The organism is Butyrivibrio sp. ob235, assembly GCF_900109475.1.
Lineage (GTDB): Bacteria > Bacillota > Clostridia > Lachnospirales > Lachnospiraceae > Butyrivibrio.
In genome coordinates this window covers 23293-46297 of record NZ_FOBE01000015.1, presented here as the reverse complement: position 1 = coordinate 46297, position 23005 = coordinate 23293, and the positions used below count along the sequence as shown (strand labels likewise).

General features: G+C 43.6%; 19 protein-coding genes and 1 pseudogene. 2 read left to right on the top strand and 18 right to left on the bottom strand.

Annotated features, from left to right (window positions below; all coding sequences use genetic code 11):
• Window positions 1-47 precede the first annotated feature (47 nt).
• The gene (gene nagA, locus BMW61_RS11745; protein WP_091822095.1) at window positions 48-1241 is read right to left on the bottom strand and encodes an N-acetylglucosamine-6-phosphate deacetylase; all 1194 of its coding nucleotides are present in this window, start codon (window positions 1239-1241) and stop codon (window positions 48-50) included.
• Window positions 1242-1505: 264 nt separating this feature from the next.
• Between nagA and BMW61_RS11740 the strand changes: the two genes are divergently transcribed.
• On the top strand, window positions 1506-2051 hold the full coding sequence (locus tag BMW61_RS11740; RefSeq protein ID WP_022760668.1) for a hypothetical protein: 546 nt from the start codon (window positions 1506-1508) through the stop codon (window positions 2049-2051).
• Window positions 2052-2157: 106 nt separating this feature from the next.
• On the opposite strand, the gene BMW61_RS11735 is transcribed toward BMW61_RS11740, so the two are convergent.
• The 5 genes and pseudogenes from BMW61_RS11735 to BMW61_RS11720 form a co-directional block, all read right to left on the bottom strand.
• Window positions 2158-2958 (bottom strand): Rpn family recombination-promoting nuclease/putative transposase, encoded by an 801-nt coding sequence (locus BMW61_RS11735; RefSeq protein ID WP_022760669.1) that lies wholly within the window; start codon window positions 2956-2958, stop codon window positions 2158-2160.
• Between the two features lie 227 nt (window positions 2959-3185).
• Window positions 3186-3962, bottom strand: coding sequence for a PrsW family intramembrane metalloprotease (locus tag BMW61_RS11730; RefSeq protein ID WP_242876716.1), 777 nt, complete (start codon window positions 3960-3962; stop codon window positions 3186-3188).
• A gap of 126 nt (window positions 3963-4088) precedes the next feature.
• Window positions 4089-4151: pseudogene (locus BMW61_RS23060) on the bottom strand (zinc-ribbon domain-containing protein); the annotation flags it as partial.
• Window positions 4152-4175: 24 nt separating this feature from the next.
• The gene (locus BMW61_RS11725) at window positions 4176-4433 is read right to left on the bottom strand and encodes a GIY-YIG nuclease family protein (RefSeq protein ID WP_022760671.1); all 258 of its coding nucleotides are present in this window, start codon (window positions 4431-4433) and stop codon (window positions 4176-4178) included.
• 50 nt (window positions 4434-4483) lie between these two features.
• Window positions 4484-5674, bottom strand: a complete 1191-nt coding sequence (locus BMW61_RS11720) for a Gfo/Idh/MocA family protein (RefSeq protein WP_091822090.1) — start codon at window positions 5672-5674, stop codon at window positions 4484-4486.
• A 456-nt stretch (window positions 5675-6130) separates the two neighbouring features.
• On the opposite strand from BMW61_RS11720, the gene BMW61_RS21910 reads away from it, so the two are divergent.
• A complete protein-coding gene (locus BMW61_RS21910; protein WP_022760674.1) occupies window positions 6131-6280 on the top strand; it encodes a hypothetical protein in 150 nt (49 codons plus the stop codon).
• An 11-nt stretch (window positions 6281-6291) separates the two neighbouring features.
• On the opposite strand, the gene BMW61_RS11715 is transcribed toward BMW61_RS21910, so the two are convergent.
• The 12 genes from BMW61_RS11715 to trpE all read right to left on the bottom strand — a co-directional run bounded on the left by BMW61_RS11715 (window position 6292) and on the right by trpE (window position 23002).
• Window positions 6292-7029: a nucleoside/nucleotide kinase family protein gene (locus BMW61_RS11715; RefSeq protein ID WP_091822088.1), complete on the bottom strand. Its 738-nt coding sequence runs from the start codon at window positions 7027-7029 to the stop codon at window positions 6292-6294.
• 72 nt (window positions 7030-7101) lie between these two features.
• Complete coding sequence (locus BMW61_RS11710; protein ID WP_091822085.1) at window positions 7102-9315, bottom strand: AAA family ATPase; 2214 nt, start codon at window positions 9313-9315, stop codon at window positions 7102-7104.
• Window position 9316: 1 nt separating this feature from the next.
• A complete protein-coding gene (locus tag BMW61_RS11705; protein ID WP_091822083.1) occupies window positions 9317-9616 on the bottom strand; it encodes an ATP-dependent Clp protease adaptor ClpS in 300 nt (99 codons plus the stop codon).
• 5 nt (window positions 9617-9621) lie between these two features.
• Window positions 9622-10380 carry an SDR family NAD(P)-dependent oxidoreductase gene (locus BMW61_RS11700; protein WP_026497880.1) on the bottom strand — a complete coding sequence of 253 codons (759 nt, stop codon included), beginning with the start codon at window positions 10378-10380 and terminating at the stop codon, window positions 9622-9624.
• A 10-nt stretch (window positions 10381-10390) separates the two neighbouring features.
• Window positions 10391-11050 carry a potassium channel family protein gene (locus BMW61_RS11695; RefSeq protein ID WP_026497881.1) on the bottom strand — a complete coding sequence of 220 codons (660 nt, stop codon included), beginning with the start codon at window positions 11048-11050 and terminating at the stop codon, window positions 10391-10393.
• 15 nt (window positions 11051-11065) lie between these two features.
• Window positions 11066-12454 carry a TrkH family potassium uptake protein gene (locus BMW61_RS11690; protein WP_242876714.1) on the bottom strand — a complete coding sequence of 463 codons (1389 nt, stop codon included), beginning with the start codon at window positions 12452-12454 and terminating at the stop codon, window positions 11066-11068.
• A 43-nt stretch (window positions 12455-12497) separates the two neighbouring features.
• Window positions 12498-13490 (bottom strand): AEC family transporter, encoded by a 993-nt coding sequence (locus BMW61_RS11685; RefSeq protein WP_091822081.1) that lies wholly within the window; start codon window positions 13488-13490, stop codon window positions 12498-12500.
• Between the two features lie 8 nt (window positions 13491-13498).
• Window positions 13499-14680: a flavodoxin family protein gene (locus tag BMW61_RS11680; protein WP_091822078.1), complete on the bottom strand. Its 1182-nt coding sequence runs from the start codon at window positions 14678-14680 to the stop codon at window positions 13499-13501.
• Between the two features lie 71 nt (window positions 14681-14751).
• On the bottom strand, window positions 14752-15816 hold the full coding sequence (srtB, locus tag BMW61_RS11675; RefSeq protein WP_091822076.1) for a class B sortase: 1065 nt from the start codon (window positions 15814-15816) through the stop codon (window positions 14752-14754).
• A 113-nt stretch (window positions 15817-15929) separates the two neighbouring features.
• Complete coding sequence (locus BMW61_RS11670) at window positions 15930-20690, bottom strand: leucine-rich repeat protein (RefSeq protein WP_091822073.1); 4761 nt, start codon at window positions 20688-20690, stop codon at window positions 15930-15932.
• 203 nt (window positions 20691-20893) lie between these two features.
• Entirely contained in the window at window positions 20894-21457 is a 564-nt protein-coding gene (locus BMW61_RS11665) for an anthranilate synthase component II (RefSeq protein ID WP_022760685.1), read from the bottom strand.
• A gap of 66 nt (window positions 21458-21523) precedes the next feature.
• Window positions 21524-23002, bottom strand: a complete 1479-nt coding sequence (trpE, locus tag BMW61_RS11660; protein WP_091822070.1) for an anthranilate synthase component I — start codon at window positions 23000-23002, stop codon at window positions 21524-21526.
• Window positions 23003-23005: the final 3 nt, after the last annotated feature.

Here is a 23005-nt window from a genome sequence, read left to right as displayed (position 1 = left end):
TGGCAATTATCTCATAATTAGTGCCTATATCCATATATTAAAATACATCAGATAACACATTTTCCCTTACAGAAAGCAGCCTTAAGCTCAAGTGTGTTCTTATCAACAAGAAGAAAATCCGCATATTTTCCGGGAGTTATGCTGCCAAGCTTGTCATCAGCATGAACTGATTTTGCGGGATTGATGGTAGCGCACTGCACTGCTGTCTCCAGAGGAATACCTATATCCTTAACAAGAGTGATCATGCAGTCATAGAGATTAGTTACGCTGGCCGCGATTGTGCCATCTGAAAGTAGTGCACACTTGCCCTTTACATGTACCTCATGTCCTCCAAGCTCATAGGTTCCGTCCGGAAGTCCGGTTGCACGCATGCTGTCGCTTATAAGAACAATTCTGTCCTTATCAATAAGTCTGAAGGTGTTTCGATCCACGCTGTGATGATGATGAACTCCATCTGTTATGAGTTCTACCATACACGCTGGATCATCCGCTGCAGCTCCTACAACTCCCGGAGCCCTGTGGAGAAATGGACTCATGGCATTATAGAGATGAGTTACATGATGAGCTCCAAGCTTCATCGCCTCCATAGCAGTGTCATAGTCACAGTCCGTATGGGCTATGGAGATTGTCACCTCCCCAGCGAGTTCTCTTATGAAATCCATGGCTCCCTCGGTTTCGGGAGCGATATCAATCAGTGTTATTTTTCCGCCGCTTCTTTTTATCATTTCTCTGGCAAAATCCACATCAGGAGCGATAATATCCGACAGTTCCTGAGAACCTTTCTTTTCAGGAGAAATGAAGGGACCTTCCATGTTTATTCCGATAAAATGCGCCATATTTTGAAGTGATTTTTTCGTGACAGACTCTTCGGAATTGTCTTTCGAATCAGCTTGCAAAAAGAACTCCCGGGTAGCATCAGCTACCTTCAGGAGCTTCTCCTTTGAAACAGTCATGGTTGTCGGGCAGATGGCTGTAACTCCGCAGGACGCCTCGTAGGTCAGGAACTTTTCTATAGCCTGCAAACTTCCATCACAGAAGTCACTACCCATACAGCCATGGACATGTATATCCACAAGCCCGGGAATAACATAGCATCCGGACGCATCAACAACCTTATCATCAATAGAATCTGATGCTGCCACTGCAGCTACTCTATCCGCAAAGAATTCTCCATCCGTATAGATGTCTTTTTCCACAAATTTGAAATAATTATCAAAAACAAGTCCGCCGGTTACTCTCATAACGACTCCTTAATCGCTCCCAAATACAACATCCATAGTTGAGTTTTTGTGTTTTATTGGTTTTCTAAAAAATCCTCTCCTCCTATTTTATTCGGAAAAAGAGCAAAAGTAAAAAATTTAGTTTCAGTTATTGGTGTTTTTACTGATATATAAAATCTTTTTCAGGCGTATTTAATAGGATTTTTATGGCTAAAAAAAGACTTTGCAAAATATAATTGATTTATAAGTAACGTGGAAAAAGACTAGGCGTTAGGAGGATTTTTTATGGTTAAGATCAATAAGAAGCTTGCTACATTTACGGCTTTGGCAATAATGATGTCACTAGTAATGGCTCCGTCAGTCAGGGTTTTAGCCGCTAATCAAATGACAGGTACTGTAAAAACATCCGCATCTGAGCCAGCTGCAGGGACAGTAACAGAAGAAACCACTGTGGAAATCAGTCCTGAAGTGGACGCTATGACTCTAGATGAACTTGTTGCTTATACCGACGAATTGCTTAAATCAAGCTGTGATGATGATGAAAGCAGCGGCTACAATCTCAGAACCTATGATGACCGTATAGTTGTTGAGATGTGGTATACCGGAATGAACGACCTTGTAAAACTGGCTGCAATAGACGAAACGTACCAGCCCACCTGGGATTACATGGTTGAAGCAATGAGAGATATAAGTGAAACATTGTATGCTGCTTATAAAAAATATGATAGGCATGTATATGTAATTCTTCTCGATGAGACCGATCCCGAAGAACATCTTATAGCTTGCAAAAACGGAAAAGTGACCTATGATTTCTTGCATCCTGAAAGGTAAATAAACTGTTTTCTCTCTAAGTATTTATATAATAATGCAGGGTGTAGCGAAGGGTTCATTCCTTCCGTTACACCCTGATTTTTATAGTTTTTGGACTATACTAAGTTTACTCTTTTTTATCCAAGAGTGCTTTAAGCCTGGCAATCTCAGCATTCTTCTCTGCTATGGCTTTGTCTTTCTCTGCTAAAGCTTCGTTCTTCTCTGCCAAGGCTTCGTCCTTCTCAGATAGAAGAGCTTCATATTCGTGCTGCATTATCAATTTGTCTTGCTGTGTAAGCATATATTCTGCCCTCCATTCTTTGCTTTTCCTGGCAAACTTGACAGCATCATCCAGTTTTCTAACTAAGTTATTGTCGCTAAGTTCACCGGAAAGATAATCCAAAAATAATTTCATATTCTCTGAAACATCATCACTGCATCCTTTTGCACAAACAAATACTTTTGATGTCCCATCTTCCAAAATAATGTTTGTGTTTTCCTTTGCACGCGCCTGAAATGTGTAAATATGGTAGCCATACTCATCAAAGATGTTAAAGGGACATATAAATATCACATAACTATCTCTAAGCTGTGTGTAATCATACCCCTTTTCCAGATCTCTGTTATCGATAATGCTTTGATAAAATCTTGATCTGCGTGGCAAATCCTTATTATCGATCACTTGCATTTCAATATCATACATGCAAGAAAGATCATCTTCAAAATACACATCCAAGCGAACACCCTTGCCATCCGGGCTCGTTTCTATAGTATGCTCGCTGTCATTCTTAACTATGCTTCCAATTTTCCTGTTTAAAATAAGTTCAACCAATTCCTTACATAAATCAGGATAATACTGCATAATTTTGCAGAAAATAAAGTTATTTGTAATTGTTAAATGTTCATACTCTTCTAAATCTTTAATCAAATTTCTTCTCCTTATATTTTATTCGAAAAAAGGGCAAAAAGCCACTATATCCGAACGTTTATATATTTGATGTTTTTTTGAATAATTTGGCGACCCCACCAATGAATTAAGACTTGGATACGATATCACAATAATTTATTCGAGTCAACATTAAAGGGTGCAATGGAAGGTTCATTCCTTCCATTGCACCCTTTTTATAGTTTTGCATATTATTACTCATTTTTACATCACACCGGTCTGTCTTCATGCGCATATTTCTTGATGTTTTTATAGGCATTAACGTTTAAAACGCACATTATCACAACAAGCACAAGCATACCGGACAAGATAAACAATCCATCTTCTGATGCGCTGCATGAAATAGCTACGGTATCGTAGATACCATGAATAAGCATTGCAATAAGGACGCCTTTTGTCCTCATCTGCTTTGCTGCGCTTTCGTCGCCGCTAAGTTCGAGGCTCTTGGCCTGTCCGTAGTAATAACCCATGTAAATTCCGAAGATACAGTGGCCGGGAAAAGCTGCCCTCAGATACGCTGTTCCGGCATCGGAAGTAAAGAGATATAAAAGATTCTCAACAACCTCGAAGCCTATAGCTACGGTGGTCGAATAAACCACTCCGTCAAAGCGGTAGTTAAATGCAGGATGTTTCCAGGTCAGCTTCTTCAATACAGCATATTTACAAATTTCTTCCGAAAAAGCCGCAACCAGAAATGCTACCAGGACGCTGTTAATCAGAGATCCCTGAGGAGTTAATATATCCACAACATATTGAATTCCCGACTCAATTATAGTTACAACAATCGGAAGCGGAATAGCTCCGAATAGAAACAGCTTGATAAGAAGCGGTATCGGTTCAGGTTCGATGCTGTCCAGTTTGTATATAAAAAATATCAATATAATCCCCTGCGCACATGATAGAAGCATTGCCAGCGTCATGCTGCCGGCTCCCATGACAAGGGAAGTAAAAATCAGACTTAAAGTCAGGACGACTATCATAACCATAGGGAGCTTTCGAACATAGAATGTGTCCTTCTGTTCCGTTATGCTCGGATTTTGCACTGACGGACTTGAATTTTGCACATGTAGACTCGGGTTTTGCACCGACAAGTTCGAATTTTGCGTAGCAGCTCCGCAGTTGCCGCAAAACTTTTGTCCGGGTTGTATCTCACTTCCACAATTAGTACAGTACACGTCTGACTCCTCTCCCCTAAAGAACTATTTTTTATCGGTCATGGTGCAGTTTATCAGCTTCAGTTTCTCATTTCTGCGCAAATGTTTAATATGCCACTCTCTGCTCATGGCTTCTTCTTTTGTGTCAAAAGTCTCATAATACACGAGCTTCACCGGAAGTCTGGGTTTTGTATATTTTGCGCCTTTTCCGGCATTATGATCGGCGATTCGCTTTTCCAGATCATTAGTCCAGCCGCAGTATAAAGACCCATCAGCGCATTCGACCAAGTAAGTGTAGTTCATCAGATTATCCCTGCCCGCTCCATAGTATTTTTCCAGATATATGCTGCCTTTTATATAAGCGACAGTTCCGCATCAGCTCTCACCTGCCCTCCAAACATAGAGGAATAGTACCCCGGCTTTAATGGCGTAACCTCCGCTCTTGATTTCAGTTCATAGATTTTGCCCGTTCTGATGGATTCATCAAGTCCAAGCAAAACCTCCATACAGTGATAACCATATTCCTTGCTAAGTCTGTTCTTTCTTCCCTGTCTGATGGCATAAGCAAGCTCAGCAACGCCCACTCCGCGGTGACCGTAGCCGTCAAAAGGCATAGGCTCTCCAACCATATTTTTACCATCAAAGCCATGAGTGAAGGGCATTTTTATCGGCTCGTTTTCAGGGAGTGATATGATAACCTCACCGTCAAACTTATTGGGATCACCTATTTCCATGTTGCCCCTCGTTCCGAATAATTCGAATCTGGTCTTCTCTCCGCCAACATTATTTCCGTTAAAATGAAGTGATACAAGCACGCCGTTCTCAAATTCCAGCGCTCCGCAAAGTACATTTGTTCCGGGGATCTGCCAGGAATCCGGATTACCTTTGACATATAAGAGCTGCTTATCATGCATCAGGGCCGGTGCTCCGAAGCCTGTAACTCTTTTCACACTTCCAAGGAGTGCAATAAGCGCACCAACATAGTATATTCCTGCATCATAAGGAATAGCACCGCCTTCCTGCTGCAAAAATCTGAAAAGCTCAGACATCAGGCATTGGTCACGGTTGACACTGACAAATCCGCTTGTTATCTCTCCTATGATCCCGGAGTCAAGATAGTTTCTGGCGGTCTGAATTCCGGCACCTAAAACCGTATCAGGCGCTACCGCTATCATCAGATTTTTTTCTTCTGATATTTTTATAAGTTCCTCAGCTTCCTCGAGGCTTGTGGTAAACATCTTCTCAGTGTAGACATGCTTCCCTGCTTCAAGCATCTGCTTTACTATCTCATAGTGAACATCAGCAGGTGTCAGATTCACAACAAGCTCAATGTCGTCAGATGCAGCAACCTCATCTATAGTCATAACTCTGGCTATACCGAATTTCTCAGCCTTGGCTTTTGCGCCATTCATCGAGCGATTTGCTATTGCCACAAGATCGATGATGTCAAACATCTCCTTCAGATTGCGGATATAAATATCGCTAATCATCCCACAACCGATAATTGCGGTTTTTACTTTTTTATATTTTTGTCCTGAACCCATTCCGTTCTCTCCTTCTCACATGATGGCATTGTATGATAACGAATGTATTTCTTTGCTGTTTTTAATTTAGGGTTCCTGACAAGCAAACCCTTTTTCGTGCCTGAAAAGGAGTTCTTTCCAAAAGAATTCTTTTTCAAAATTTGACGCCGGCTGCTTATTCATATACGGACTCCTCTCTTATTGCGAGAATCGTTTCAGCATAAGAATATTATATCGCAAACTTCCGGCATCAAAAAGAAAATGTAAGTTTTCCTCAGTGTGATAATTCTGTGATGTTCACACTGATATGATTAACTCAACAAAAGGAAAACAGCTAATGAGTTTCACATAGAAGGAGGTAATCACCATGACAATGATTATTAACATTCTTAACTTATTCGGAATTCACATTAAGAGATACATCACCTGCCCTTGCGGAAGATAATAGAACATTTAAATTATAAAGGAGAATTTACCATGGATTATATTATTGAGATGATCGAATCAAAAATCGGATGTATTGCAAAAACCGTTACTACTGACAGCTTTGGATATATGCAGGAATCTGACTATCAAAAGATTGAATCGGAACTTATCAGTTTTGCTGATAGCATAGCAATAGCATAAAAAATGGGGAATCAGCTGCACTGATAATCCCCATTTTCGTCTACTATAAGCTCCAGATCGGCCTTCATGGTCTTTAAAAGGCACAGACGGACATTAGCCATGTCGCTAAAGTCCACAAATTTTTCTGCTGCTTCAAGTGTATTGCCGCTCTTAACCTTTCTGTCCACAAGTCTGTCACGCAGCATATTTTCATCTGCGGCGATAGAGATAGTGTAATCGGCATAAGTCTTAATCTCGCGCCAGCCATCCTCATCAAGCAGAAGATAGTTCCCCTCGAGAAGTACGATGTTTTTCTCTACTGTAATCGCATTATCAGTCGGATTGTGAAGGTGCCTGTCATAAGTGGGCCAGCCTACTTTTTCCTTGCTGACGACATCCTTTATACGCGCTGTAAGTAGGTCCAAATCAAAGGTTATCGGTGCTCCTTTGATATCGACCATGCGAATTTCCTTACCGTCACGAATTGTGTTATGTGTAAGGAGATAATCCTGGTATCTGTGAAAACCATCCATTCCGATTGCCTGAATATCGGTATATTCCTCATACTTCTCAGACAGGCTCTGCAAAAAGCTGCATAATGTGCTCTTACCGGCTCCGGGAGGCGCTGCCAGAAGGACAAGGATTCTCCTGTCCTTTTCTTTTTGCAATATAGTCAGTTCTGACAATAAAGGAATGAATATTTTGCGCAAGGATTCTTCACTGTAGCTTGCGTGCACGTCTATTCCGTTTATGTTTACGTTGTAATTCATAAAATTTCCCTCATCCGGCACTTCGTGCCACCTTCCCCCGTAGGGGGAAGGCTTTATTTGAAATCAAAGGCTTTATGTGCGGACCGAAAACTCCCCACTCTTTACTGTGAGTGTGAGTTTGCCGCCGTTCTTTAATTTGCCGAAAAGAATCTCATCTACGAAAAGTGGCTTGATATCGTTTCGTATTACGCGGTCAACTTCCCTTGCTCCGAATTCCTGGCTGATTCCTCGCTTTATCACCAGATCCTTGGCCTTTTTATCTGCAGAAAATACTATCTTTTTCACGGAAAGCTGATCCTTTAATTCGGATAATTTCTTGTCTACCACGAGACTTGCCATATCCTCATCCATGCTGTTAAATACAACAACTTTACTCAGGCGGTTTCTGAACTCAGGCTGGAAGACGCGTTTAACCTCCTCCATCAGTACGCTGTTGTCGTGGCCCTCGCTGACAAAGCCTATGCCGCTTTTGCCAAGCTTGTTAGCCCCTGCATTTGAGGTCATAATAACGACGACATTCCTGAAGTCGGCTTTTCGTCCCTGGTTATCGGTCAGCGTCGCATAGTCCATGACCTGAAGCAGGACATTATAGATATCGGGATGAGCCTTTTCAATTTCATCGAGCAAAAGAACGGCAGAAGGACTCTTCCTTATGGCCTCTGTGAGTATTCCGCCCTCTTCGTAGCCAACATAGCCTGCCGGTGATCCGATTAGTTTTGCAACCGCATGCTTCTCGCCGTATTCACTCATATCGAAACGAATGAGTTTTACACCAAGCTCATCCGCAAGCCTTTTTGCAATCTCTGTTTTTCCGACACCGGTAGGTCCCACAAACAAAAGACTTGCAAGCGGTTTGTTCTCCTCCGATAGACCCGCCTTAGAGAATTTTACGGCATTTACAACCTGTGATACAGCCTCATCCTGACCGAAAATCTTGCCCTTAAGTCTATTCTCAAGAGTTGCAAGCCCTGTAACATCATCTGTCTCAACAGTCTCAATAGGCACCCTGCATATTTTGGTGAGAATCTCGTTAATTACTTCCTTATCAACAATCTGCTTCTTAGCCTTTAACGGATGAAGCTTTCTGAAGGATCCTGCCTCATCGATAATGTCAATCGCTTTGTCCGGAAGATATCTTTCATTTATGTATTTTGCACTCATTTTCACAGCATAAGGAAGAACTTCATCCTCATATATTACGCCGTGATAGTTCTCATACTTATCCTTTAGTCCCTCAAGTATTCGGATGCTCTCCTCCTCTGAGGGTTCCTTTATCTCCACATTTTGAAAACGGCGGACCAGGCTCTTGTTCTTCTCGAAATACTTCTTGTATTCTTCAAAGGTTGTCGCCCCGATGAATCTGATATGTCCATCTGCAAGATAGGGCTTAAGCATGTTCGATGCATCAAAAGAGCCTTCTCCAACTGCGCCGGCACCTGAAAGATTATGTATCTCATCGATATAAATAATTGGCTTTTCTTCTTTTCCTATCTCTGACAATACCTTCTTGAAGCGCTTCTCAAAATCACCTCTGTACTGTGTTCCGGCGAGCATACCTCCGAGATCCAATGCAAAAACTCTGGCACCTTTTATTGCATCCGGCACTTCGTTTTTCCTAAGGAGCTCCACAAGTCCATAGGTTATTGCTGTCTTACCGACTCCGGGTTCCCCGATGTGAAGCGGGTTGTTCTTGTCCTTGCGGCACAGAATCTGGATGGTTCTCTCAAGTTCTTCCTTCCTACCGATAAGGGGATTCACATCCTCCAAAGTATCATTAAGGCAGGGGGCAAATATTTTGAGATTGCCCGTATCCTCCTCGCGCTCGGGACCGCCTGTAGAGGCACTGCCGCCATAGTCTACGTTCTCATCTTCAATATATGAAAGTTCCTCAAGAAGTTCAGCTTCCGTAAGCCCATCCTGCTCCATGTAATATACTGCATAGCTGTTATCAAGATTCCAGATTGCATGGATAAGATGCCTTATATGGACCTCGGAGCAGCCGCTTGAATAGGCGCTCTGTCCCGCAAAATTAATCATATGCTGTGTGGAAAGAGAGAGCACAGGTTCTTTTCCTTTTACCTTCTCAATGTATTTTGCCGCATAATTCATAAGGTTCTTCGAAAGAGCCTGAATATCACCGCCGCACTCCTCATAAGCCTCGCGAAATGCCTCATCATCAAGCATCATAAGGAGCACCAGCTCCGGTGTCACATATTCATATTGGTTACTACTTGCATACTCCACCGCATTTTGAAGTGCAAGCATAGCTTCTGCAGATAGATTCATATTATGCCTCCTCCACGCTCATGCGAAACGGAAAGCCCTCCTGTTTCGCCCGCATCAGGGCTGCGTTCACCTTGGTTGATGCGATGTCGTAAGGATATTTTCCAACAACTGCCTGTCCCTTTTTATGGACACCAAGCATAATGGACTGAGCTGTGACCTCGTCCTTATGAAATATATCGATTAGAATCTCCACCACGAATTCCATAGTGGTGAAATCGTCGTTGTACATGACCACGTTGAACTGACGCGGCTCCTTAACTTTATCCTTTGTACGCTCCTTTGTCTGTCCCTGAACTGCCATAATAATCACCGCCTTTTCTTTTTTTGCTGTCTTCCTGTGATCATTATCAATAGACTCTCCGGAATGAAATGCTGAAAAGCAATAGCAAGCTTCATCCCAAGAGTCGGAATTATTACTGTCTGCCTCTTCTTCATACCCGTAAGGCATTCTTTTACGCATTGTTTAGCGGATATACCTTTAAGAGCAAACATCACATCCGACTTACTGTTAAACTCAGTATCCACCGGTCCCGGGCAGAGGCAGCAAACATAAACGCCGCTTCCCTGTTCTTTAAGCTCTCTCGCAACAGCTTTGGTAAGCGAAACAACATACGCTTTGGATGCGTAGTAGGTCGCCATGTAAGGGCCTGCCGGAAGAAGGCCTGCCGATGAAGCTACGTTCAGGATTGTCCCCGTTCCCTGCGCTTTCATTTTGCGAAGCACACCCTTGAAAAGAATATGCATGGCAATATCGTTGACCTTTATCATTGATATTTCCTTTTCAAGATCAGTTTCAAGAAAAGATCCCGCTGTCCCGAAACCCGCATTATTTATGAAAACATCGATATGTTCTTCGGAAATACTCTCCAAGAGTTTTTTACACTGACTCTCATCAGATAGATCCGTTGTTATAACTTTGCAGTTTTCACCGATTTTTGTACGCATGGCTTCAAGGCGATCCGTGCGCCTTCCCGTGAGGATTAGCCTATATCCTATTTTCGCATACACTCTGGCAAATTCCTGCCCTATTCCGGATGTCGCTCCTGTAATAAAAACTGTTTTCACTTTACTCTCCTCATAAGACAATATCTTTATCAAGCTTTGAAAGGTTCTTTTTATGAATCAGCATGAGCAGTGCCTCCTTCGCCTTTAGCGGAACATCAGGATCCACATACTCATTGACAACACCGTCTTTTATTGCAACCACGTTTATACCATATTTTTTTCTGAGGTTAAGCTCTTTTAATGACTTACCCACCCACTTTTCCTTGGGCAGCATCTCTATCAGACATATATCATCACTTACTTCAAAATACTCAAGGAAGTTGCTGGAAATAAGCCCTCTTGCCGTTCTTATACCGCTCTCCTCTTCGGGATAGATAACCTCATCTGCTCCGATTTTGGATAAAACAGATCCCATTCTCTCGTTACTTGATTTGGCAACAACCCACTTAACTCCGCACTCCTTGGATATCATCGTGCACATTATGCTCGCTTCAAGACTCATACCCATGGCAACCACAGCGCAGTCGATGTTGGATATGCCAAGCGCCTTTATGGCAGCGGGATCCGTAAGATCAGCCTCAATAGCTGTTGTCGCCTTGGCGGAATAGGAATCGATGATGTCCTCGTCGTTATCTACTACCATAACATCCGCACCGCTCTCTATAAGCTTATCGGCCACTGCCTGGCCGAATTTTCCAAGACCAAATACCACAAAAGAATTATACTTCATCAGTCCACTCTCCTTTTATCCTACTATAAAGTGTCCGTTTGAAAATCTGATATCATTTTTATCCGAACGCTTAGTGCTGAAAAACAGTGCCATGGAAATAGGTCCTATTCTTCCTGCATACATTCCGATCATTACCACTATCATTCCCGGCACATTAAGACTCGCCGTGAGCGACCTGGAAAGACCTACGGTTCCTGTTGCACTGAATATCTCATACGCTGCGGAAAGCGCCGGCGCATCACATACCTGCATAAGTGCGATCATCAGTGCCATTGTCAGCATAAGGTTTGACATTACGATGGCACTTGCCTTGTTGATCAGCTTTTCCGAGACAGCTCTGCTGAACACAACGGGCTCTGTCCTGTTCCTGATAAATGAAAAGACATTGAGGAGAACCACAAAGATTGTAACCGTCTTTATTCCTCCCGCTGTGCCCACCGGAGATCCTCCGATGAACATGTACATGCATCCCACGATACAGGTCGAAGGTGTCAGCGACTCCTGGGGAACAGTTGCAAAACCAGCTGTTCTGAAGGTCACCGATTGGAAAAAGCTTGCAAGGATTTTGTTTCCCACTGTCATTTTTCCTATTGTATCAGGGTTATCCCACTCAAAAAGCATAACCAGAAGGGTTCCGGATATCAGTAAAAACAACGTCAGGTTGATTACAAGCTTGGAATGTTCGCCAAGCCTTTTCCAGAAGATTCTGATATTGTATCTGTGCTTTACCGATCTTTTCAGGTTTTCAATAAAATCGAACCATACGACATATCCGACGCCGCCAAGAACAATCAGTGTGATTGTGATCAGGTTCACCGGGATATTGGTCTGATAATCAATAAGAGAATTGGCCCCCATCACATCCATTCCGGCATTGCAAAAAGCCGAAACTGCGTTAAAGACAGACACCCATATTCCTTTGAAAAAACCGAACTTTGGAATAAAGACAAATGAATAAAGAACAGCTCCGATGCCCTCAACTACGAAGGTGTCCTTGATAACTCTTATGAGGAATTTGATCAGTCCGTGAATAGAATCAAGATTGTAATAGTCCTGTATCAGAAGTCTGGTGCTTAAGGAAAACTTCTTTTTCATAAGCATCATTATCGCGGAGTACAACGTAATTACGCCAAATCCGCCTATTTGAATTAATATCAGGATTATCAGTTGTCCAAGAAATGACCAGTGAGAAAAGGTGTCGACCACCACAAGACCGGTAACGCATATTGAAGTGGTTGCCGTAAACAGAGCGGTGATAAAGTCAGTGTGCTCGCCTCTTGCCGTTGCTGCCGGAATCATCAGAAGAAATGAACCAACCACTATTGCCAGCAAAAAGCCAAGCACAATTATCTGTGTTGATGTTAATCTGCTTTTTTCTATCTTTGTTTCACTAAAAACTCGCAATCGGTGTACCTCTGTAAGCGATAGTTTACTTGTAACCTAAGGTTTAAATAACCCCAAGCGTTTTTAATACAAAGAGCCAAAACGTAAGGGAAAAAGAACAGCCAAAGGTAGTTATCATTATTATACTACTGCTGAGCGTCCCTTCATGTCCCATGTTCTTCGCCATGATATAACAGCTGACTGTAGTGGCTGAACCTAGCATCACAAGAATCGCCACCAGCTGCTCTCCCACAAAGCCAAGACGAATTGCGACAGGCATGAATATCATAACCAGTAAAAACAGCTTGATGAAGCTTGCTACCAGTGCGGGTTTCACGTTCTGCAAGGCTTTTCTGTAATCGAAGGTCGCACCCATCGACATGAGTCCGAGCGGTGTCGCAAGTGCGCCGACGTCACTTACTACGGTGTCCATGATTTTGGGAACGGGCAGCTTACAAACAGACCATATAAGTCCCGTAAGTATTCCAAGGATGATGGGATTTTTTATAATCCCAAGTACAGTTTTCTTTAAAAGTATGTTATTACCAGCTGACGAGTGTTCCGCGTTTTTACCGTCAGTCGATACATTCTCGTCCTCCGGAGCTGTCACTGTCAGTATAATAACTGCAAAGATGTTATATAATGGCACACTTCCAAGGATCATCAGAGGTGCCATTCCGCTACTGGATTCGCCGTAAATGCTGTGAATAAACGCAATACCCAGAAGCGCTGCGCTGCTTCGATAAGCGCCCTGTAAAAACTCGCCTCGTCTGGAGGGCGTTTTTACAAATATTCGTGACAACAAGCTTATAAAAAGTATGCTGACTATTGTGGTGACAAAACAAAAGAGTACAAAGCCCGGGTTCCAGGTCCCTATAAAGTCCTGCTTTGCCAGATCCGAAAAGAGCAGAACCGGCAGTGCAACTTTAAATACAAATTTGTTCATAAACGCCGCAGCGTTATCATCTATTATTCCAAGTCTCCTGAACACATTTCCGAGTGTCATAAGGAAGAAAATCGGAAGTGTTGCATTTAAACTAAAAACCAAATTTTGCATATCTTACACTACCACCTCTTAAGCAGGTCTTTCTTCTTAAGTCCGTTTCTTTTGGCTGATCTTGGCCAGCCTGAGTTCCCTGCAATCTGATACAGCACGCGCGGAAACTTATATGCATCCGCATAGATATTCTCTATAGAAGTGCCTTCATTTACAGCCTGTCCAAGCTTTTTAAGTGAAAGCGCGACATTTCTGGCAGGTCCCTTTGTGGGATCAGGCATGCGCATCATCTGTCCCATCATCTCTCCTGCACCTATTGCAACTCCTCCGCAATATTCATATCCGCATGTTTCAGCCCACTCTTCCATCATGCCAAGGAGGTTGCATATCTGTCTGCTTTCGTAGAATCCCATGTTAGCTACGACATATATCTTCTTTTTGTCTCTGTTTACGTTCGCCTCCAGTTTTTCCAAGAGTCTCAAAACAGTAGAGGGAATCCCGTCGACATAGAGTGGCATTCCGAAGACAATCCTTTTATATGAAGTAACAAGCTCTGCAAGTTCATCGTACTTATTTAAGTAGGTCAAAAGATTGATGCTTTCTGTCTCGCATTCTATGCTGCCGCTTAAGTATTTCAGGAATTTCAGAGAATTTGCATCATCGCCCCTTGAGCTGCAGTTGATCAGTAGAATATTTTGAGATTCTGATACCGTCTCTAAAGAGCTGGTATTCTCTTTGCTTTCAGCTGCGTTATCCGAAAATGTATTATCGGATTCTTCGATGTTTTCAAACTTAAGTGCCTTGATATCTCCGTGAAAATTTCTGCACACCGCTTCCACATACTTTTTTGCATGCTCTTTTTGTGTGTCAGTAAAAGCTTTCCCTCTGAAAATAAAAGTGATTTCCTGCTTTTCGGGATATCTTTTTTCATGGTGCATCTCCCCGTTAAACACTTTCATATATGGAAGCACCAGGCCTATGCTGCGGTCGAATACATTTTTCACAAAGCTGCTAAAGCCGCCGTAGGTATATCTGCTCATAACTACGACTTCACCCGCCTTGTGGAACAATACTCCCATGCGGTCATAGCCGTCCTTAATCATGCATACGCCGGGAGTCTTGGTCCAGCATCCAAAACAGCCCACACAGGGCTTAATACTACCGTTATCCGATATTATCTCCCAGTCCTTGTAATCGTCTTCGATTCTATTCCATTCCTCGTCATTAAGATCATGTATTAAGAGCCTCATAGAAATCTCCCCATTTTCAAAAAACTCTTTTTCACACGTTTCCAATCAGACCATTAATTCCTAACATTCTGTCAGTCCGAAATCTCCTCTTCCAAAACACCGCATACCACAAATCTGTGAGTGTCCTTACTGTCCGTGCATGTGGATAATGTAATGACTTTACTTGTACTCTTAACCGGAATCTCCGAATCCATGTAGGACTTAAGTCTTACAGGTTCTGCGTCCGCAACAAACTCATCCGAAGCAGCCCCAACATAATCGTAAATCACATAATCCTTAGGCACATCCATGTAGCAGAATATCAGATATTTAAGTATCTTCTCCGCAGTAATAACATAGATGTACTTGTGATCATCATAGAAGCCTTTTTCAAATCTGTAGTCGCGAAGGCTTCCGAACATGGAACGATCCTTCATGTTATGTCCGTAAATAATCGAATTTGAATCGGTAAAATCGGATTTGGATCTGCTGTCTAAGAAAATCGCTCCCGTATCTGAAGTCTCTCCGTCGGAATTGCTTATCAGATATTTTTCATTATCCTCAGCCTGCATTATAGGGTAACTGATCTGGGTTCCGTCTACGACAAGCCATCCTACAACATCAGGATTTTCTTTTATGTAGGCAGTGAGGTCAATCTGAGGAAAATCGGAATTTTCTGATGCAGGTTGGTCGGACTCTGTAACATAGGATTTCGGCTCATCAGTCTCGGGAGTATCTGCTACAGGCTGCACTTCCGAAGTCTCACTCTCGTTACTTTCTTCTAATGATTCTTCAATCATATCTTCCTGAGCTACATCTGAAGCTGTTGTACCTTCTTCCTGTGTTTCCTCCGATGTCACAACTTCTTCTGCATTTTCCTGAACAGTGGTTGTGCTCTTCTGAGGCGCTGATGCATGCCATACGTAAAGAAGCGCCAACGCTGCAATTATTGCTATTGAAATTAATACGCCTTTTTTCTTGAAAACAAGACCTAGAAGCTCACAAATCTTCTCAGGTATAAAAAACAGGATGCTCAAAAAAACGATGAGTCCCAGCGTAAAATATGTCACGCGCTTTGCACTGCTTTTATGCTTTTTATTATATTCACCGGCATTCTGTACCAGTTTTGTAAATAATTTTTTCTTAAAACTGCTCACTGTAAAATCATTCCCAACTTCTTAATAAAACTAAACGTACAGCAATAATAGTACCATATAAAGAAGAAGGCTGCCACACCTGTACGAGTGTGACAGCGTTCCTTCCAAAGTGGTTATTTTACCGTTGCATTTGTCTGTTTCTTAATCTTCTTTATAATCTTATCCTTGCCTTTTCCTTTTTTGCCTTTTACTGTGATAACCGCTCCGTCGCTTATCTTCTTGAAGGCATTTTTTCCTACCTTCAGAGACTTATTTGGAGCTATTTTAACCTTCTTAAGCTTATTACACCTGAAGAATGCCATGGTACCGATTTTCTTCACATTTGAGCCGATAGATACACGCTTTAGTTGTTTATTACCCTTACCGGCTTTTGCGGAGATTTCGGTTACAGGATAGGAAACACCGTTAACAATGATCTTGTTGATTGAAACACTCTTCACCTTGCCAATCCTCTTAGCTATAGCATTACCGTCGGTTCCGATATAATATGTGACACCTCTTATGTCTACAATCATCGGAAGAGCTGAGTTACCGCCGGCGGCTCCGCCTCCTGCTCCATTACCGGTGCCCTCAGCTACTGTGCCCTGTCCGGTTCCGGATCCGTTGCCGTTTCCGGCTCCATTTCCATTGCCGCTTCCACCTCCGTTACCACCTGTATTCAGGACGTTACTGTCGTCATCGATATCCTCACCGAATTCGTCGTTTTCTCCATTCTCACCGATACCGGGCTCATTTCCTTCACCATTTTCGCCTTGAATTGTGTCGGCTCCGGTACCGCCTTCATTTCCTGTGCTACCAGGATTCTCACCCTGAGGATTTTCACCTCCGTCACCATTACCATCATCTTCCGAATTACTCTTGGGAGTTGCCTCAGCCTCTTTAGCTTTCTCTTCGGCCTTCTTCTCCTCTTCTAATCTCTTTGCTTCCTCTTCTGCAGCTATCCGAGCCTCTTCCTCAGCTTTCTCAGCAGCCTCTTCTTCAGCAGTTTTGGCTTCTTTGTCCAGTTTATCTCTGGCTGCCTGTGCTGCATCCCTGGCCTTCTGAGCTGCTGTATTGGCCTTACTAGCCGCATCCTTAGCTGTCTTGGCTGCATCAAGAGCATCGCCCTTAGCTGTACTATCTTCGGTAGCACCTGCAGCAATAGTAGCTGCCTTCGACTTATCTGAAGCAGTTTTTGCTGCACTTTCTGCAACCCTCGCTGCCTCCTCAGCTGCTGCTATAGTATCCTCATTAGGATTATCTGAAACTGCTTTTGCTGCTTCCTCAGCAGCCTTAATCGCTGCATCCACCAAGCCTGCCGCGTTATTAGCTGCTTCCGCCGCATCCCTTGCTGCCTGTGCTGCTTTGTCAGAAAGACCCTTTTCTGCTGTATCTGCGTCACTTTCAGCTGATGATGCCGTATTTTTTGCTTTCTCTGCTGCTGCTTCTGCTGCTTCTGCTGCTTTTCTTGCCGCATCTGCAGCATCCTGAATGCTGCTTGCAATATCAGAGCTTACTCCGGCTTTAGCATTTTCTGCTGCAGTTGCAGCTTCTTTTGCTGCAGTAGCTGCTGCATAAGCTGTTTCTCCTGCAGTCTTAGCAGATTTTGCTGCTGCTTTTGCAGCACTAATTGCTGATGCTGACGGATTATTATTATTATTTACTTCCCAAACTGCTTCCTTTGCTCTTGCAGTAGCAGCTATTGCCCTTGCCGCTGCCGCTGCTGCATCTGCAGCTTTTGCTGCTGCTTTTGCTGCGCTTGCTGCTGCCCGCGCATCCTTAGCTGCAGCTGTTGTATCTTCTTTTACGGTAGCGGTATTTGCCGATGTCGCTGCTTTTTCTGCACTCTCTGCAGCTGCTTTTGCATCATCTGCTGAATAGTTTGCATCAGATGCTGCACCGGATGCTGTCTTTGCAGCATTTTCAGCATTTGCAAGTTTTGCTATAGATGGATCTGCGCCTGCCTCATCTGCTGCACTTTCTGCACTCTCAGCTGCTGCTATTGCAGCCTCTGCTGCTTTTATTGCAGCACCTGCCGCATTTCTGGCATTTCCTGCCTCAGTGCCTGCTGCTTCATCGAGATCAGCTCTGGCATTACTTGCAGCTTGTTCTGCTTTGTCTGCTTCTGTTTTAGCATTATCTGCTTCCTGTGCTGCCAGCGAAGCTGCGCTGCTTGCTTCTGATTTTGCCGTGCTATCACTGGTAGCCTCTGCTGCCTTTTCTGCTAATTCTGCAGCCTCTGTAGCGACTTCAGCTGCTGATCTGGCTGCCGCTGCTGCAGCTTCTGCTGCTTCTATAGCACCGGTTGTTCCCGAATCCTCTGCTGCTTCTGCCGCCTTTTTTGCTGCTTCTGCCGCCTCTTTTGCTGTATTTGCTGCTCCCTTTGCACCCTCTGCCGCACTAATAGCTGCCTCTTTTGCGTCATCTGCAAGCTTACTCCTTACATCACTTACTGCTTGTTCTGCATCTCCTGCTGCAGCTTCCGCTTTTTCTACAGTATCCTTCGCTGCAGCTGCCGCAGCCTCTGCATCTGTCTTAGCCTGACCTTCCGCACTTTTGGCTGCCTCTTCCGCAGCCTTCTGTGCTTCGGCCGCTGCTTTTGCTGCATCTCTTGCTGTCTGAGCAGCATTTTCAGCTGCTTTTATTGTCGCATCCGACTGGTTAGTTCTTGCTGCTTTTGCTGCCGCAGTTGCTGCATTAGCTGCAACCTCCGCAACCTCTGCCGCACTGTTTGCATTAGCTGCTGCCGTCTCGGCTGCCGTAGCATTTTCAGCTGCCTTTGCCGCTGCTTCGTCCAGTTTCTCCTGTGCAGTATTCGCTAAAGTTTCTGCCTCCTGTGCTGCTTTGCTTGCTTCACTGGCGGCATCCTTCGCATCCTGCGCAGCTTTATTTGCATTTGAAGCTTCATTACTACTTGCGGATTTTGCCGCTGCTTCCGCAGCCTCAGCAGCTGCTATAGAATTCTCTGCCGCAGTCTTAGCAACTTTCGCCTTTGCCTTGGCATCTGCTACTAAACCTGCCGTAGCTTTTTCTCCATTTTCTCCAAGTGCTTCCTTTGCACTATTAACCGCTTCTTTTGCTGCATTTGCCGCATCTATTGCTGTATTAGCATTTTGAATCGCTGTCTCAGCCGCAGCATCAAGCTCTTCCTGAGCAGTCTTGGCTGCTTCATCAGCTTCCTTAGCCGCAGCCTTAGCTTTTTCTGCCGCATCTCGCGCTGCATCCGCTGCCTTCTGAGCTGCTGTTGCAAGTTCATCACTTACCCCGACCTTTGCCTTTTCTGCCGCACTTGCCGCATCCTCAGCAGTCTTTGCTGCGGACTCCGCTGCATCTGCAGCCTTCTGGGCCGCTGCTATTGTAGTGGTTGAGGCTGTACCTGAGACAGCTGTCTTTGCATTACCGGCTGCTGTTGTTGCTTTTTTTGCTGAAGCCGCTGCGGACTCCGCTTTTTTTGTTGCATCCTTTACAGCCTTATCAAGCTTTTCCTGTGCGGCATTGGCTGCATCCAAAGCATCATTAGCAGCCTTTTCCGTTTTAGCTGCCTGCTCTGTTGCTGCGGTGGCAGCATCTGTTGCCTTGGATTTAACCGTACTGTCGCTTGTTCCTGCTGCAAGATCTGTGGCTGTCTGCGCCGCATTCCTTGCTACAGTTGCAGCATCTGTAGCCTTCTGAGCTGCTTCCTTTGCCGCTGCTATAGTTTCAGCCGAAGGATTATTCTTTACTGTTTTTTTTGCATTTTTAGCATTCTTTTCTTCTGTTTTTGCCTCAGCGGTTGCGTCCTTAACAACCTGTATAATAACACTCGAATCAAGGTTCGGATTAACCGTATCCGCAAGCACAAACTCTACCTTAGTGATATTCACCTTCCTGTAGGGTGAATAATAATCATCAGTTCTGGTACCTGTATTGGACATTACGCCGAAGTAATATGCCGCTCCACCAGTTGGTTCCATGCTATAGACACTGCTTTCATCCATATCGTACTGAACAAACGAATGATCACCCGATGAATCGTATAGCATAAATGCAAGCTTAAGATTCGGATCCTGATTTTCAACATATACATTCAAAGCCTTTAGCTTACTTACATCTATTTCTCTGCCCAGTGCAAAAGCTGTCTCCTGCCAGTTTCTTACAAAAGTTAGTTTTCCATCTTCAATTATATTTTTTCCAACATCGTCCTGAGACCATCTGTTTATAAACTTTACTTTATTTCCATTATTTCCACTACTTTTGAGATTTTTATTTGTACAATCATAAGTAATCGTCGTAAGTTTCTGATTATCCGTAGCAGTTGAAGCTGATGAACCTGAAGAAGCACCGGATGATCCGCCTGAAGTCCCGCCTGATGCAGCCTTTTTATTAATCGTAATTGATTCTATAGACAGGGATGTAGAACCGGACATGACTGACATAAAACCTATGCAACGGAAATTCCCGCTATAGGACGGTGTTATAACTATATCCCCGTTTCCGTCACGGAATTGATTCCACACAACCTGACTATGCTCATTGGCATCAGTATTAGATACCTGAGACCAGGAATTATATAGTTTTATTGCAATCGCTTTACTCTGATTACTTAGCTTTACTGTAATATTCTCGATTTCTCCGGTATTAATCTGTTCATTAAAATCATAAACATACTCACCGTATTGTTCGGAGATGGTGAGATTCCTGGCACTTTTTATCTCATTCCTATCCCACTTATTAAAAACATCTATATTGTTTTTCTCGATTTTTCCTTCACCGGAAATATTGCCAATCGTCCATCTTATATTAAAAAAAATGACAAGTGACGCTGCTTTTGAATTTAGAGTGTTCGTACCTAACACTCCCAGTATCATCATGACAGAGAGCGCAATTGTAATTATCCTATAAACCTTCTTTAACATCGTTCATCTCTCCTTTATAAAGCATTGCGAAATCACGATTTTAGGCTCCTATTTCAAATATATTCTTTATAATGAGCGTTTTCAACGAATTAGGGCCTATATCTCACTCTTTTAATAAAGGTTTCAGAATTAGTTTATGAAGATAAACAAAAAGCCGTCCGGCCGCTTACAATTTGTCAATGTAAGAGCCGTCCGGCAAATATTTACAGAACAAAATTCTTCAGCATCGCTTTTCCATCCGGTGTCATTATGGATTCGGGATGGAACTGAACTCCGTAGATCGGATAATCCCTGTGCTTTACCGCCATAACCTCACCATCCGTGGTGCGTGCGGTAACTATTAGTTCCTGAGGTATTGTAGAATCATCCGCTGCCAGAGAATGGTATCTTGCTACAGGTGCTTCTTCCGGAAGTCCTTTGAAAATCGGACAATCAAGGTCAAATTTGACATCGGACTGTTTTCCGTGCATCAGCCTTTTGGCATAGGTTACCGTAGCTCCATATGTGGCGCAGATAGCCTGATGCCCCAGGCATACACCCAGGGTCGGGATTTTCTTTGCAATTGTTTTTGCCACCTCCATGCAAATACCGGCATCCTCAGGCCTTCCGGGGCCAGGGGAGAGGATTATCCTGTCGGGACTAAGAGCCTCAATTTCGGATATCGTCATCTCGTCGTTTCTTATGACTTTTATGTCCGGTTCTATCTCACCGATAAGCTGGTAAAGGTTATAGGAAAAGCTGTCGTAGTTATCTATTAATAAAATCATTATGTTGTCCTTTCTGCCCCTCATTCGTCAGCTTCGCTGACACCTTCCCCCAGTAGGGGGAAGGCTTTAGAGCTCGTCCTCTGTCTCCAGTGCCTTCATCACAGCCTTCGCCTTGTTCATGCACTCCTCGAATTCCTTCTCCGGAACGGAATCGGCTACTATTCCGGCGCCGCTTCTTACGAAGACTTTTCCGTTTTTCTTGTAGGCAATTCGGATTGCAATGCAGGTGTCCATGTTTCCGGTGAAATCAATATAACCGATAGCTCCGCCATAGATGCCTCTCTTGTTATTTTCAAGTTCACCGATTATCTGGCATGCTCTGATCTTGGGTGCCCCGGAAAGTGTTCCTGCGGGAAGCACGGAGGATATCGCATCAAGCGCATCCCTGTCATCTCTTATTTCTCCGCGGACTGTAGATCCTATGTGCATTACATGTGAATAGCGCTCTATCGAATGCAGCTTTTCAACCTCTACAGTTCCGAATTTACTGATTTTCCCTAGATCATTTCTTCCAAGATCCACAAGCATGTTGTGCTCAGCAAGCTCTTTTTCATCAGCAAGAAGTTCCTCTTCCAGCTCTTTGTCCTCCTTCACAGAAGCGCCTCTGGGTCTGGTTCCCGCAAGCGGGAAGGTGTGCAAAATGCCATCCTTCAATTTAACCAGCGTCTCGGGAGAAGCACCGGCAACCTCCACATCGGTTCCTGAAAAATAGAACATGTAAGGTGACGGGTTGATTGTTCGAAGGAGTCTGTAAGTATCAAAAAGGCTTCCTTCATACTGTGCACTAAATCTGTTGGAGAGCACTATCTGAAAAATATCGCCCTCAAATATGTGTCTCTTTGCCTTCTCCACCATCTCACAGTACTGTTCTTTATTGAAAAGAGGTGTCATCTCACTTAGGAGTCTGCCGCGAACTTCAGTCGCTTTTTCTCCTGTGGTAAGGAGCTTTATTATGTTCTCAAGATCAGCTATTGCTTTATCATAATTCGTCTGTAAAGCGGACGGATCAAGTTTCATGTTAGCTATAAGTACGATCTTCTGCTTAGTATTATCGAAGGCAATAACCTTGTCGAAGAGCATGAGATCTACGTCCATGAATCCCTCGGAATCCTCTACATTCATTCTGACTGTAGGCTCACTATAGCCCAGGAAGTCATAGGAAAAATAGCCCACCATTCCTCCCGCAAAGGGCGGAAGATCTGAAAATCTGGGGCTTTTGTAGTCCTTTAGGATTTTTCTAAGGCACTCAGAAGGATCTCCTGTTGCTGTCGTCTCATTTCCGTTTTCATCCGTGATGCCGATTTTCCCGTCGATGCAGGTTATCTTCATGGTCGGATCATAGCCAAGAAATGAGTATCTTCCCCAGGTCTCATTAGCCTGCGCAGACTCAAGCATATAGACATGCTTTGATGCTTTCTTGAGGATTCTCATAGCCTCTATGGGTGTTATAAAATCTGAAAGGATTTCACAGCTGACAGGAAGTACGTTGTATTTTCCGGTAGCGGCAAGCTTTTCAATTTCGGTAAAGTCAGGTGTAATTTTCATTTT

What these genes read in the sequence shown, in the direction of transcription:
- nagA (WP_091822095.1), bottom strand. Translation starts at nt 1,241, where the DNA reads ATGAGAGTAACCGGCGGACTTGTTTTTGATAATTATTTCAAATTTGTG.
- BMW61_RS11740 (WP_022760668.1), top strand. Translation starts at nt 1,506, where the DNA reads ATGGTTAAGATCAATAAGAAGCTTGCTACATTTACGGCTTTGGCAATA.
- BMW61_RS11730 (WP_242876716.1), bottom strand. Translation starts at nt 3,962, where the DNA reads ATGGTTATGATAGTCGTCCTGACTTTAAGTCTGATTTTTACTTCCCTT.
- BMW61_RS11725 (WP_022760671.1), bottom strand. Translation starts at nt 4,433, where the DNA reads ATGAACTACACTTACTTGGTCGAATGCGCTGATGGGTCTTTATACTGC.
- BMW61_RS11720 (WP_091822090.1), bottom strand. Translation starts at nt 5,674, where the DNA reads ATGGGTTCAGGACAAAAATATAAAAAAGTAAAAACCGCAATTATCGGT.
- BMW61_RS21910 (WP_022760674.1), top strand. Translation starts at nt 6,131, where the DNA reads ATGGATTATATTATTGAGATGATCGAATCAAAAATCGGATGTATTGCA.
- BMW61_RS11715 (WP_091822088.1), bottom strand. Translation starts at nt 7,029, where the DNA reads ATGAATTACAACGTAAACATAAACGGAATAGACGTGCACGCAAGCTAC.
- BMW61_RS11710 (WP_091822085.1), bottom strand. Translation starts at nt 9,315, where the DNA reads ATGAATCTATCTGCAGAAGCTATGCTTGCACTTCAAAATGCGGTGGAG.
- BMW61_RS11705 (WP_091822083.1), bottom strand. Translation starts at nt 9,616, where the DNA reads ATGGCAGTTCAGGGACAGACAAAGGAGCGTACAAAGGATAAAGTTAAG.
- BMW61_RS11695 (WP_026497881.1), bottom strand. Translation starts at nt 11,050, where the DNA reads ATGAAGTATAATTCTTTTGTGGTATTTGGTCTTGGAAAATTCGGCCAG.
- BMW61_RS11685 (WP_091822081.1), bottom strand. Translation starts at nt 13,490, where the DNA reads ATGCAAAATTTGGTTTTTAGTTTAAATGCAACACTTCCGATTTTCTTC.
- BMW61_RS11680 (WP_091822078.1), bottom strand. Translation starts at nt 14,680, where the DNA reads ATGAGGCTCTTAATACATGATCTTAATGACGAGGAATGGAATAGAATC.
- BMW61_RS11670 (WP_091822073.1), bottom strand. Translation starts at nt 20,690, where the DNA reads ATGTTAAAGAAGGTTTATAGGATAATTACAATTGCGCTCTCTGTCATG.
- BMW61_RS11665 (WP_022760685.1), bottom strand. Translation starts at nt 21,457, where the DNA reads ATGATTTTATTAATAGATAACTACGACAGCTTTTCCTATAACCTTTAC.
- trpE (WP_091822070.1), bottom strand. Translation starts at nt 23,002, where the DNA reads ATGAAAATTACACCTGACTTTACCGAAATTGAAAAGCTTGCCGCTACC.